The organism is Pseudoalteromonas sp. MM17-2 (assembly GCF_022347945.1).
In the GTDB taxonomy this organism is placed as follows: domain Bacteria; phylum Pseudomonadota; class Gammaproteobacteria; order Enterobacterales; family Alteromonadaceae; genus Pseudoalteromonas; species Pseudoalteromonas ruthenica.
This window is the reverse complement of the sequence record NZ_JAKRFV010000004.1, coordinates 168,749-181,429: the sequence shown is the minus strand read 5'-3', so window position 1 is coordinate 181,429 and position 12,681 is coordinate 168,749. Positions and strand designations below refer to the sequence as shown.

Here is a 12,681-nt window from a genome sequence, read left to right as displayed (position 1 = left end):
ATGCGAGCTTGTTTACTATATAGGCTCCATGTAATTGCCTAAACCGCTTATGTCTCGAATCGCTGTTATTACTCACCCCGCATGTCGCCGTCACGAAATGGGCAGTGAACATCCTGAGTCACCGGAGCGCCTTGATGTTATCTCTGATCGTTTACTTGCTAGCAGCCTGGATTTAGAAGTGCGGCAGCTGCAAGCACGTGGGGCGCAACGTCAAGATTATCTGCGTGTTCATAGTGAGCGCTTAGTGCATGAGGTCGAGCAGCGCATACCTGATATTGGCTACGCCGATTTAGATGGCGATACGCGTCTGTGTCCACAAACCCTTCATGCTATTGAGCGAGCCGTCGGCGCTGGACTCACGGCGGTAGACGAAATTCTCGCCGGACATATCGATGCTGGTTTTTGTGCGGTGCGACCACCGGGGCATCATGCCAGTGAAGATCGCAGCGCCGGGTTTTGTATTTTCAATAATCTGGCAATCGCTGTACGCTATGCGCAGTCACTGGGTATTGAACGTATCGCGGTATTGGATATTGATGTTCACCATGGTGATGGTACCCAGAGTATTTTTAGCGACGACGATTCGGTGTTGTTGTGCTCGCTGTTCCAACGCCCTTTATACCCAGATCCCGAACTCATCGCGCGCGATAACCTAGTGCAATCACCGCTGCCGCCTGCCAGTGATGGCCAAGCATTGCGCGACGTGGTTGCGCAGCAGTGGCTGCCTAGGCTGCAAGAATTTAAACCCCAGCTTATCTTCGTCTCTGCGGGCTTTGATGCGCATTTAGAAGATGATATGTCGGCGCTGAAATTTGTCGAGCAAGACTACGGCTGGTTTAGTCAATGCATTAGTGAGTTTGCACAAAGTCATGACGTGAAAGGGGTGGTGTCTTTTTTAGAAGGAGGTTATCACCTCTCTGCTTTATCTCGCAGCGTTGAGCATTATCTACGAGGCCAGCTGGGTTAATCGACGAACTTCCACACTTGGCTTTCATCACCAAGTCTTAGCTTGCTAACACAACATTCGCCTTCGCCAATCAGGTAAGCTTTTAACGCCTGCTGTAACATCGGCCACTGGCGCTCAATGCGCCGCCCGGACACATCAAAATACTGCTGGTGAGCATCAACAATAAACAGCACCTGAGCACTGTTGCAAAGGTGTGCCAGTTCGCTGGCGCTATCACAACGGGTCAGATGAGCGGCTTCAACGGTCAGTACGGGAAAGTGAAAGTTGGTCATTTTTTGTTTTATGTCAAATTGTGCAATGCAGTGATTGTCTAGTATAGCCATGTTACAACCTCTAGGAATGGCTATGCAACTGAGCACTCGGGACTACAAAGTAAAAGACGCCAAGCTATCGGCGTTGCACTTTTGTATGCCTCACCAGCCAGCCATTGCTGTTATCAAGCTCATGCGCAGCCACAATGTCAGTGCTATTGCCATTCGTGAGAAAAATAAGGTGATCGGGATTTGGACCGAGTCGGATTGTGTTCGTGCGCAAGCGCACAATGGTGATGTTTTGCGCCAACCCATTCGTACCTTAATGTCGACCCCAGTGCATACGATTAGTGATGATAGTGCGCTAAATGACGCCGCCAATAAATGTGCAAACTTGGCGATTCGTCACTTAATTGTGGTTGCTGACGACGAGACCCCTTTAGGGCTGTTGTCATTGGCTGATATTGTCGGCAATCAGGGGTTGGATCATTACCTTAATCTAAAATTGATTGGCGATCATTTTGATCACCGTGTGCCCAAAGTGCAAGGCAGCGACAATGCTCGTGTTGTCGCCCAACACATGGCGAAATCGAATACCCATGCGGTGCTGGTGGAGCAGCAACAACACGTGGGTATTATTACCGCCACGGATGTGCTGGAAATGATGCTCGCGGCACAGGGGCAATGCTGTTGGCCCTTTGCCAGTAAAGAACTGGTCACTGTGAGTTGTGAAGATACCTTGCTGCATGCTTATCGGTTATTGCATCAACATGGTATTCGTCATTTGCTTGTCACAGCGAGCAAAGAGTCGCAGCAAGTAAAGGGGGTGCTCACCCTCAAGCATATCAATACCGAAATTGAGTCTGCTTATTTAAGTGAATTGGAAGCAGTATTGGCTGAGCGCGATTGTGCGTTGCAGGCCTCGCAAAAAGATTTGTATTTAGCGAATAAAATTATTGCCGCTTCCCTAGATGGCATCATGATCACCGATGCTCAGGGAACGATTTTACAAGTTAACCCTGCTTTTACTCGACTAACTGGTTACAGTGCTGAAGAAGTACTAGGCAAGACCCCGCGATTATTGAGCTCTGGCACTCATGACCACAGTTTTTACCAGGCGATGTGGCAGAGTTTATCGCGCCAGGGGGTATGGCAAGGCGAGATTTGTAATCGCCGTAAAGACGGTGACACCTATGTTGAGTGGCTCACCATCATTGAGATTAAAGATAAGCAAGACAGCGATTTAGTCTATGCGGGGATCTTTACCGATATAACTGAGCGCAAAGCATCGGAGCGCAAAATCACTAAGCTTGCTTACTTTGATGACCTGACTGGGCTGCCGAATCGGCGCTTGTTCAAAGACCGGCTCAGTGTCGCTCTCGCGCACGGTCAGCGGCAACATCAGCGCTTAGCCATTATGTTTATCGACTTAGACCACTTTAAAGGCGTCAATGACAGCCTTGGTCACAGTGTTGGCGATGAGCTGCTAAAGCAAGTGGCGAAGCGATTACAACGCTGTGTGCGCAGTGGCGATACCCTAGCACGTTTGGGGGGCGATGAGTTTACCTTACTGCTTAACGAGGTGGCGGATATCGATGAGGTGATCGCCTGTGCAGAGAAAGTGTTGGCTCAATTTAAGCCCTCCTTTTCGTTGGCAGGCCAAGCCATCACCATTACTACATCAATAGGTATTGCTATTTACCCTGATGATGGTGAGAGCATGGAAACCTTGCTAAAGCATGCTGATGTTGCGATGTACCGCTCTAAAGACTTAGGTAGAAACTCTTATCAGCTGTTTAAAGCGACTATGAATGCCCGCTCTTTGGAGCGCTTAACCATGAGTAGTCGAATTAAACAGGCGTTGGTCAATGATGAGTTTGAATTGTTTTTACAGCCTATTGTCGATTGCCAAACAACGCAGTTGTGTGGCGCTGAGGCTTTACTGCGATGGCAAGACCCGCAACTGGGCATGGTGGCACCGGGGCAGTTCATTCCTTTGGCTGAGGAGCTGGGATTGATCATTGATATTGATAAATGGGTGATCACTCGAAGCTGCGCGCTGCTTGCCCAGTGGCAACAGCACACACATTTTAGTGGCACTTTATCAATTAACTTGTCAGCGGCGCACTTATGTCACCATGATTTAGTCGATACCGTGACTGCGGCTATCAATGAGCATGGAGTGAGTGCCGAGCAACTGGAAATTGAAATTACCGAAAGCAGCTTCATTAGCTCATTTAGCCAAGCACGGGAAGTATTGTTAGCGCTCAAATTACTAGGAGTAAAAGTGGCTTTGGATGACTTTGGCACCGGCTATTCGGCGCTTAGTTATTTGACGAAGTTACCGATTGATAAGCTGAAGGTTGATTCTAGCTTTATTGCTAAAGTGCCGGATGAATACGGCAATAGCGAAATTGTCAGCGCCATTATTGCCATGGCCTCTAGTCTGAACTTGTTGGTGGTTGCCGAAGGGGTGGAGAAGCCTTGCCAACACCAGTTTTTACAAGGCTTAGCCTGTGATTACGTGCAAGGTTTTTTACTTGGCGAACCTTGCAGTATCACAGACTTTAATAACCGCTATGTTTATCCGTGCGCTACTTCTACTTCGTAAGCACCAAATTTGCGAATATTAATTACACCCGTATCTAAAATTAAGTACTGGCCTTTAATTCCTTGTAGTACACCACTGACCTGAGGGTTCTTATCAAAATTAAAGGAACTGACTTTGCTCGGATAATCTTGTACTGGGTAGTTAATTTCTACCACCTCTTCATCGAGCAGTTCCACAGCGGTGGCTCCAAAGAGCTCAGCCAGCTCATCTAATTTGTGCTGTATTTGTGGCACTAACTCATCGCGCGCTGCTTTTAAGTCAACATCCACGCTCGTGCCTTTAAGCATATTGCGCCAATTAGTTTTATCGGCAATAAAATCAGCGAGAGCAACCTCGACTAAGCCAGACTGTAGGCGGGTTTGCACCTTAAAAATAGGCAGCGCAGCGGTCGCGCCTTGATCTATCCAGCGAGTGGGGATTTGTGTATGGCGAGTAATGCCCACTTTAAGCCCTGAGGTGTTAGCCAAGTAGACATAGTGCGGGATCATACAGTTTTCTTCACCCCACTGTGGCTCGCGGCAGGTGCCTTGGTCATAGTGGCAGGTTTCCGGCTTCATAATACACATGTCACAGCTAGCGAGCTTGCGCATACATACGAAGCAGTGACCTTGTGAGTAACTCTTCTTGGTTTTTTTGCCGCAGTTTTTACAAAAGATATTGCCGGTGTGAGTTAAGGTAATGGGCTGACCCATTAGCTCATTCAATGACAGCAGTTCGTCACCGACGGGTAGCTGGTAATGTACGCCGTCGCTATCACTTAGCGCGGCTTTCATTTTATTTAGTGTGCCTAGCATTTAACGCCCCAATGTTAAAAGTCAGCGCGTATGGTAGCAAACCTAGGCTAGACTGTCGTTGCTGCATTGCTTGTGCTGCTGCAGCCATGCGTTGTAATCGGCAATATTCATGGGTTTAGCATACAAATAGCCTTGTGCCGTATCCGCACCATAATGGCGTAGCAAGTGAGCGATTTCTTGCGTTTCAACGCCCTCAGCAGTGACCTTTAAACCAAGGTTATGGGCCATCATAATAGTCGTGTTTACAATCGCTTGGTGGTGTTGAGAATGCGCCAATGACATAACAAAGTATTTATCAATTTTAAGCTCCGCGAAGGCGTATTTAACGAGATACTCGAGCGATGAGTAGCCAGTACCATAGTCGTCTAACACGACGTGGACCCCCAACTCAGCAAGCCTAGCAATAAGGGCTTTAAGCGCTTCTGGATCATCAACAAGGGCTGACTCTGTCAGTTCCAGTTTCAGCTGTGTCGGGGCCACCCCATGCTCATTAAGGATATCAGCAAGCTTGTGGGTAAAATCTGCAATATGAATGTCTCGGGCACTGAGGTTGACAGATATACGCTGCCCTTGCCACAGCACTCCTTGCGCAGCGATATCTCTGCAGGCGCAATTAAGAATCCACAGGGTCAGCTGATTGATCAACCCCGTTTGCTCTGCCAAATGAATAATATCTTCAACGGTAAAATCACGGCTTTGTTGTTGGGGCCAGCGCAGCAGCGCTTCAGCGCCGCATACTTGCAGAGTTTGCAGGTTAAGCTGCGGCTGGTAATAAAGACACAATTCATTGTTGTGCATGGCTTGCTGCAGTGCAGTGGCGCGTTGTAACTGGCTGACATCGCTGTTGTCATCCACTGAGAATATACGATGCCGGCCAGCAGGGGCTTTTTGTACGCACTGGCAAGCTTGCTCTATTAGCTGTTTAAAAGGCTGTGAGCTTTGCTCAGCAGCGACAGTAGCAAGAATGTAACTAGGCTTAAGGCGTAAATCGGCCACACTCAACTCGGCCTGTAACTGGCTAAGCAAGTTTGGCAGTCGCTGACGCTCGAGTGTTGCCGCAGGCTCTGCGCTGAGCACTGCTAAGCAGCCGTTGTTAAGCTCAGCCACGGTTTCTTTGCTGCTTGAGTGAATGCGATAACAGCGAAGCGCCTTAGCATGTTCACTGAGCGCTGCTGCAATACTTTTGAGCAGTTGCGAGCTACTTTCGATGCCAATGGTCTTCTGTAGGTTTTGAAAGTTCGCCATATGCACGATACACAGTGTGAAACTGCGACGTTGATTTTGTAGTTGCGCAATCCGGCGCATCAAGGTGGTGTAGGTTAGTAAGCCACTGTGGCTATTGTGAATGGCGTAATACAGTGATTTCTTACGTTGATAGCGTACTCTATCGGCCAGTGCCAAGGCCATCAGGGTAATTTCAATTAAGCTGCCGAATAAAAAAGCATGACGGGTTAGATAGCTGTATTCAATAACACCGGTCAATTCTAACGGCTGGATGGCGGCGGCACATAACAACGGAAACCACGAAAGCACGTAATATTTAGCCCACCGAAAACCACTGATGAGCTTTTTGAAAATTAGCCAGAAGCAAATGATGTACAGCCCCGGCATGGTCATAAAAAATATCGGTGCGCTATAAAATTCCGGTAAAAACAGGCTGAGCGCGCACAACAACAGCAAAAGCTGCAAATAACCTATCGCCACGCGATACGGCTTGCCTCGGTCTTTGTGATAACGCAAAAACATAACGCAAAACCCCAGCGTGGTAATGGCGATGGCGTAGTTAAATAAAATGACTTGGTGGTGAAACCATTGCTGCCATGACGTGGGCCATAAATAAAAGCCATAGCCGAGCACGATGCCGAGCAAGGTCATCACCGCAAGAATATAGCCCACATAGAGCAAATACACGCGATCGCGAATGCTGAAGTATAAAATCAAGTTATACAGCGCGGTCATTAATAACACGCCAACATATACGCTCCACAACGAGAAAGTACTGCGACTAAGCTCAAAAAAGGTCTGTTCGGAGTAAAGGTTAACTGGGGTTTTGCTTATGCCTGTGGTGTGTATACCAATAACTAGGGTACGTTGTTGTTGCCCCTGCAAAGTAAATGCATAGTGAGGCAGGGCGTATTCAAGCTGGCTTAAATCGCGGCGGTGGTCGCCCAATTGCACGCTATGTTGCACTTGGCCTGCTTCATCAAGGTGATACACGAGCAAATTGTCGACCATGGGGTTATCAAAGCGGGCAACAAGCGAGCTTGGCTCAGTTTGTTTATTGGTAATCGTTAAACGTAGCCAATATTGCTGTGTACCAAATTGCCAAGGAACCTGTTGCCATGACCCTGCAGTGAAGTCATCAAAATGCTTTTCATGAAGCGCAGAAAATGTGACCGCTTGCGGGAGCACTATATAACTTGGCTCAACTGTTAACCCTGGTTCATCGCCCAGGCTGTGGGGTGAAGACTGAGTAATATTGGCGGCTAACACACCGGCGATAAGCACTAGAGTGGCTAGCAAACAAGCAGCAAGTACGTTAAATAAATCCAGCCGTGGCAACAAAATGCAATACTTTCTTCTAGTTTAGATGGTCAAAGTGTAGCAAAGCACAGAAAAATGGACGGATTAACGCCCAGTTACTTTTGCTACTAGCGATTTGATATCAACCCATGAAAAAGGTTTATGACTTTATATCAACTAAGAATGAGTTTTGCCTCACCCAGTGAACGCTTTATGCGTCTAAGGTCTTAAGTTTACGTTAGGAGTTTATGGTAACTATTAGAGAGATAGTATTGGTGATGTAAGCGAAAAACCGCTTTTGTATTGAAATAAAAAAGGCCGCTCAGTCGCAGCCCTCTGAATTGAATTTAGAAAAGCCCTCAGCCTGTAGAGGCTGCTTTATATCATAAATCAAAATTTTCCATTGTTCCCATCAGATCAAATGGTCTGTTCAGTTTTTCTATACTTGAAAACTGCTTGCGTAAGTTTTCAGGCAAAACAAAATAATCAGCTTTAGTTCGTTCATAAGTTAAAGGTATTGCCATAATTAACTGATTATACTTATCAAGCACTGACTTATCGCTACTTTCTAAAGCCTGCAGTTTTGCAGAAAGTACAGTGAAGTGTTGTAATTCATGATGCGTGCATAAATCCTGAAATTTTGCATAATGATAAGATAAAGCAGCACTGATCACGTTCCAATCTTTCGAAATATGCTCGACGTCATTAGGGGTGATAACTTCTTCTGTTTTTTGGCACTCTTCAAGCTTAAGCTCGTACGCTTTAATCGAGTTATGGTATTGGACAGTAAGATAGTCTTCAAGGGTTTGCTCAGTCGTATTTGCATAGGAGCAAAGTGATAACAATAAAGAAAAAGCACAAATTAAATAGTTCATTTTGCAGCCACGCACCCATTGTATACAGCCTTCCAAAACTGTCTTTCTTTGCTTGTTTTAGCTCTAATTGCTTGTAGGCCCGATATAGTCTTTATCGTTCGCTTAGCAATGCTTGGAGAATCTCTTAAAGCCTTATTAAAAGAATTAAAATCTGTTTGAGTAAGGTTATAGTGGCTCTTTATTATGCCGTTGCCAGCGAAAATGTTTGCAAAGGTACCAACAACAATGGTGGAGCTGAGCCATTGATTTATTTCTTTTATTCTTCTTATTTCTTTTACTGCCAATTTCCCACGGTCAGAAAACTCTAATTCACTAAGTCCGGACATATCATATTAAATTCCCTTTTTGTTTCTGTTTTAAGTGCAAAATAGCACAAAATTTGTCGAAAAAAAACTGTACCTTATTCCTTTAAGATTTAGACAGTAAATGTAAGCACGAACTCAACTCCGAGTTGCACCACTCGCTAAATTAGGCCGCATAGCGTAATTCATTGAACACAACGATAGGCTGTTTATAACCTAGGCACTTTTTAGGTCTGGCGTTTAATGATCGTTTAATCTCGCTAATTTTCCTATCTGTTAGCGTCCGTAAATAGGCGCCTTTCCGGATGTACTGGCGCAGCAAACCGTTAGGTGTTCTTGTTAGCTTAAATGTAATTCTCAAAGTTTCGATGTGGCCTAAAAGCCTCCTACATAAGATTAAATCAAGCTAGAAAAAGTGTCATAAAAAAGCGAGGCATTTAGCCTCGCTTGATATGTACGGTTATTAGCTCTTAACCCTGTTTTGAACGAAGGTTCTCGGAACGAATGTTCTCGGAACGAAGGTTCTCGTGGGGGTTAAGTACGCTCGCGACGAATGGCGTGGTGAGCGATATCGGTGCGGTATTCAACACCGTCCCAGTTAATTTCTTTCACCAAATCATACGCACGTTGTTGCGCCGCTGTTACGGTATCGCCTAGCGCTGTCGCACACAGCACCCGGCCCCCGGCAGTGACGATGTCTTCACCTTGCTGCTTGGTGCCTGCATGGAAGACTTTTTCGCCCTGTGGGTAATTTACCTTTAGACCGGAGATAGCATCACCTTTAGGGTAAGATCCTGGATACCCTTTCGCTGCCAGCACCACGCCAACGGCGGCGCGTGGGTCGAAGTTAATTTCTGTGCGATCCAGTTCTTGACGATTCGCAGCTTCAATCAACGACACTAGGTCTGATTGCAGACGCAACATAATCGGTTGCGTTTCTGGGTCGCCAAAGCGGCAGTTGTATTCAATGACCTTAGGCGTGCCATCGGCGGCAATCATCAGCCCTGCATACAAAAAGCCAGTATAAGGATGCCCCTCTGCTGCCATACCTGCTACGGTTGGGTTGATCACTTCATCCATAATGCGGTTGTGAATTTCTTCACTGACCACGGGGGCCGGAGAGTAGGCTCCCATACCACCGGTGTTCGGGCCTTTATCACCATCATAGGCACGCTTATGGTCTTGGCTGGTGGCAAAAGGTAGTACGTTTTTACCGTCAACCATAACGATAAACGAGGCTTCCTCGCCTTCTAAGAACTCCTCGATAACCACGCGGCTACCTGCTTCACCAAAGGCATTGCCTGCGAGCATATCGCGTACAGCAGCCTCAGCTTCGGCTTCGGTCATCGCCACAATAACGCCTTTACCTGCGGCCAAGCCATCGGCTTTGACCACGATGGGAGCGCCTTGCTCTTTGATGTAAGCAAGCGCGGGCTCGATTTGCTCAAAGGTCTTGTAGAACGCCGTTGGGATATTGTGGCGTGCTAAAAAGTCTTTAGTGAAAGACTTAGAGCCTTCCAGTTGGGCTGCACCTTGTGTCGGTCCGAAAATAGCCAAGCCTTGCTCGCGAAAGGCATCGACCACACCAATCACAAGCGGTGCTTCAGGACCGACAATGGTTAGTTCAACCTGGTTTTCTTTGACGAAAGCGATAAGCGCATCGATGTCTTCGACACCAATGGCGACGTTTTCTAGTTTTGGCTCCAGGGCAGTGCCAGCATTACCTGGCGCGACAAATACTTTTTCTACTTTGCTTGATTGAGCGGCCTTAAACGCAAGTGCGTGTTCGCGGCCGCCACTGCCAATGACAAGTACATTCATGGCGTAAAAATCCTATTGCGGTTTGATGAATTTCAGCGTCATCCGATCGCTTTCACCAATCGCCTCATATTTAGCGCGATCTTCATCGCCTAGCGCTAAACGCGGTGGCAATGTCCACACGCCACGAGGGTGGTCGGCAAAATCATTCGGGTTTGCATTGATTTCACTTTTCGCAGCGAGTTCAAATCCGGCCTGTTTAGCCAGCTCAATCACCCAACTTTCTTTAACATAGCCAGAGCGTTTCGCTTTACCTGCATCGCGGCTTTCGGGTAAGCGGTGATCAACCACACCGAGTACGCCACCGGGCTTTAAGGCTGCATAAAAGGCTTTAAAGGCATCTTTAACGCCTTGTTCGTCTTTTTGCATATACCAGTTGTGCAGGTTTCTGAACGTCAGCACCATGTCGGCGCTTCCTTCAGGAGCGATGCTATGATGTGTGCCAGGCGCAAACTCACTGAGTTTAACGTCGCTGTAGGCACTGTCGCTGGCAAGTTTATCTTGGAAACGGGTCAGTGAGCGTTGGTAATACTCAACATCGCTATCAGCAGGGAAGTGGGCGGCGTAAAAGGTGCCTTCACCTTTCATCGCAGGGGCGATAATATCGCTGTACCAGCCGCCACCAGGCCAGATCTCAACTACGGTCATCGACGGTTCGAAGCCAAAAAACGCCAAGGTTTCCACCGGGTGGCGATATTGGTCGCGACTTTTTGCTTGCTCGCTACGCAAATCGTTTTGCGCGGCATCGGTGAGTGCTTCGGTGCCACTGGTTGCAGCACAAGCACTTAAAGAGACAGCTAAAGCAGCGCTGAGCGCGGTTTTCAAGCCTAGTTTCATAATCTAATCCTTGCTGTTTTTTTTGGTATTTAGTGCCAACATAACAGATTGATTTGAATAGTCTACGAAAACACGCCAGTACAAATTATGCACTGGCGTGATTAGCGGTTTTAGTGGCGGAAGTGGCGCATGCCGGTGAATACCATGGCCATGCCTGCTTCGTCTGCAGCGGCGATCACTTCTTCATCGCGCATTGAGCCACCGGGCTGAATCACGGCAGTGATACCAGCCGCTGCTGCGGCGTCGATGCCATCACGGAACGGGAAGAAGGCATCCGAGGCCATGACCGAGCCCTCAACCACGAGGTTTTCGTCAGCAGCCTTAATACCGGCGATTTTCGCTGAATAAACGCGGCTCATTTGTCCAGCGCCCACACCAATGGTCATGCCGTCTTTGGCGTATACGATGGCGTTCGATTTAACAAACTTAGCCACCTTCCAGCAGAACATTAAATCGTTTAGCTCTTGCTCGGTAGGTTGGCGCTTAGACACGACTTTTAGCTCTTCTTTGGCGACCATGCCTTGATCGCGGTCTTGCACTAAAACACCGCCATTAACGCGCTTAATATCCACAGCGGTTGTTTTATCTTGCCACTGGCCACACTCTAGTAGGCGTACATTTTGTTTTGCCGAAACGATTTGCGCTGCTTCTTCGCTGATACTAGGCGCAATAATCACTTCCACAAACTGGCGCGCGACGATGGCTTCTGCGGTATCACCATCAAGTTCACGGTTAAAAGCAATAATGCCGCCGAAAGCGGAAGTTGGGTCGGTTTTAAAGGCGCGGTCATAGGCGCTAAGGATGTTTTCACCGACCGATACGCCACATGGGTTGGCGTGTTTCACGATCACACACGCTGGCGCATCGAATTCTTTTACGCACTCAAGGGCTGCGTCGGTATCAGCAATGTTGTTGTATGATAGCGCCTTGCCTTGTAGCTGCTTAGCGGTGGCCACAGAGGCTTCGCTGAGGTCATTTTCAACGTAAAACGCCGCATCTTGGTGCGAGTTTTCACCATAGCGCATGTCCTGCTTCTTGGTGAATTGCATGTTGAAAGTGCGCGGAAATTTAGTCTCAGCCGCCGCTTCCTCGGTGTAATCTGGCACCATCTTACCGAAGTAGTTGGCGATCATGCCATCGTACTGAGCAGTGTGCTCAAAAGCCGCGATAGCTAAATCAAAACGTGTGGCGTGGGTGGTTGAACCTTGGTTGGCTTTCATTTCGTCAATTACGCGTGTGTAATCACCCGCATTTACTACGATGGTCACGTCTTTGTGATTTTTCGCTGCCGCGCGCACCATAGTTGGGCCGCCGATATCGATATTCTCAACGGCGTCTTCAAGGCTACAATCCGCTTTGGCAACGGTTTGTGCAAAAGGATATAGGTTCACTACAACCATATCGATGGCATCGATGTTGTTGTCGCTCATCACCCCTTCATCTTGGCCGCGACGCGCTAATATGCCGCCGTGGATTTTCGGGTGTAGGGTTTTTACGCGACCGTCCATAATTTCTGGATGACCGGTGTGGTCAGATACTTCAGTGACCTTAATGCCGTTGTCAGCAAGCAGTTTGCAGGTGCCACCGGTAGAAAGAATGTCAACGCCTTGAGCGGCTAATTCGCGAGCGAATTCAACGATACCCGTTTTGTCAGACACACTGATAAGTGCGCGACGAATTGGACGATGTGTATCCATGGTTGT

At 47.7% G+C, this 12,681-nt stretch carries 10 protein-coding genes; 2 read left to right on the top strand and 8 right to left on the bottom strand.

The window, feature by feature from the left end; genetic code table 11:
• Positions 1-49: 49 nt before the first annotated feature.
• Complete coding sequence (locus tag MHM93_RS05525; RefSeq protein ID WP_239448310.1) at positions 50-967, top strand: histone deacetylase family protein; 918 nt, start codon at positions 50-52, stop codon at positions 965-967.
• Here MHM93_RS05525 and MHM93_RS05520 read toward each other — a convergent pair.
• Complete coding sequence (locus MHM93_RS05520; protein WP_239448309.1) at positions 964-1,290, bottom strand: hypothetical protein; 327 nt, start codon at positions 1,288-1,290, stop codon at positions 964-966. The two genes, MHM93_RS05525 and MHM93_RS05520, sit on opposite strands and share 4 nt — an antisense overlap.
• Before the next feature lie 22 nt (positions 1,291-1,312).
• On the opposite strand from MHM93_RS05520, the gene MHM93_RS05515 reads away from it, so the two are divergent.
• A complete protein-coding gene (locus MHM93_RS05515; RefSeq protein WP_239448308.1) occupies positions 1,313-3,829 on the top strand; it encodes an EAL domain-containing protein in 2,517 nt (838 codons plus the stop codon).
• On the opposite strand, the gene MHM93_RS05510 is transcribed toward MHM93_RS05515, so the two are convergent.
• From MHM93_RS05510 to purH, 7 genes are all read right to left on the bottom strand, one after another.
• Positions 3,802-4,623, bottom strand: coding sequence for a DUF2797 domain-containing protein (locus MHM93_RS05510; protein WP_022946777.1), 822 nt, complete (start codon positions 4,621-4,623; stop codon positions 3,802-3,804). The two genes, MHM93_RS05515 and MHM93_RS05510, sit on opposite strands and share 28 nt — an antisense overlap.
• Positions 4,624-4,665: 42 nt before the next feature.
• On the bottom strand, positions 4,666-7,188 hold the full coding sequence (locus MHM93_RS05505; RefSeq protein WP_239448307.1) for an EAL domain-containing protein: 2,523 nt from the start codon (positions 7,186-7,188) through the stop codon (positions 4,666-4,668).
• A gap of 341 nt (positions 7,189-7,529) precedes the next feature.
• The gene (locus tag MHM93_RS05500; RefSeq protein WP_239448306.1) at positions 7,530-8,021 is read right to left on the bottom strand and encodes a hypothetical protein; all 492 of its coding nucleotides are present in this window, start codon (positions 8,019-8,021) and stop codon (positions 7,530-7,532) included.
• A complete protein-coding gene (locus MHM93_RS05495) occupies positions 8,018-8,347 on the bottom strand; it encodes a hypothetical protein (RefSeq protein ID WP_239448305.1) in 330 nt (109 codons plus the stop codon). Before MHM93_RS05495 ends, MHM93_RS05500 begins: the two co-directional genes overlap by 4 nt.
• A 510-nt stretch (positions 8,348-8,857) precedes the next feature.
• A complete protein-coding gene (purD, locus tag MHM93_RS05490) occupies positions 8,858-10,144 on the bottom strand; it encodes a phosphoribosylamine--glycine ligase (protein ID WP_152440230.1) in 1,287 nt (428 codons plus the stop codon).
• Between the two features lie 12 nt (positions 10,145-10,156).
• Complete coding sequence (locus tag MHM93_RS05485) at positions 10,157-10,978, bottom strand: class I SAM-dependent methyltransferase (protein WP_045980566.1); 822 nt, start codon at positions 10,976-10,978, stop codon at positions 10,157-10,159.
• A gap of 110 nt (positions 10,979-11,088) precedes the next feature.
• Positions 11,089-12,675 carry a bifunctional phosphoribosylaminoimidazolecarboxamide formyltransferase/IMP cyclohydrolase gene (gene purH, locus MHM93_RS05480; RefSeq protein ID WP_022945340.1) on the bottom strand — a complete coding sequence of 529 codons (1,587 nt, stop codon included), beginning with the start codon at positions 12,673-12,675 and terminating at the stop codon, positions 11,089-11,091.
• Between the last annotated feature and the right edge of the window lie 6 nt (positions 12,676-12,681).

Excerpts from the sequence above, each read along its gene's own strand:
- MHM93_RS05515 (WP_239448308.1), top strand. The coding sequence starts at position 1,313 with ATGCAACTGAGCACTCGGGACTACAAAGTAAAAGACGCCAAGCTATCG.
- MHM93_RS05495 (WP_239448305.1), bottom strand. The coding sequence starts at position 8,347 with ATGTCCGGACTTAGTGAATTAGAGTTTTCTGACCGTGGGAAATTGGCA.
- MHM93_RS05525 (WP_239448310.1), top strand. The coding sequence starts at position 50 with ATGTCTCGAATCGCTGTTATTACTCACCCCGCATGTCGCCGTCACGAA.
- MHM93_RS05485 (WP_045980566.1), bottom strand. The coding sequence starts at position 10,978 with ATGAAACTAGGCTTGAAAACCGCGCTCAGCGCTGCTTTAGCTGTCTCT.
- purD (WP_152440230.1), bottom strand. The coding sequence starts at position 10,144 with ATGAATGTACTTGTCATTGGCAGTGGCGGCCGCGAACACGCACTTGCG.
- MHM93_RS05510 (WP_022946777.1), bottom strand. The coding sequence starts at position 4,623 with ATGCTAGGCACACTAAATAAAATGAAAGCCGCGCTAAGTGATAGCGAC.
- MHM93_RS05500 (WP_239448306.1), bottom strand. The coding sequence starts at position 8,021 with ATGAACTATTTAATTTGTGCTTTTTCTTTATTGTTATCACTTTGCTCC.
- MHM93_RS05520 (WP_239448309.1), bottom strand. The coding sequence starts at position 1,290 with ATGGCTATACTAGACAATCACTGCATTGCACAATTTGACATAAAACAA.
- purH (WP_022945340.1), bottom strand. The coding sequence starts at position 12,675 with ATGGATACACATCGTCCAATTCGTCGCGCACTTATCAGTGTGTCTGAC.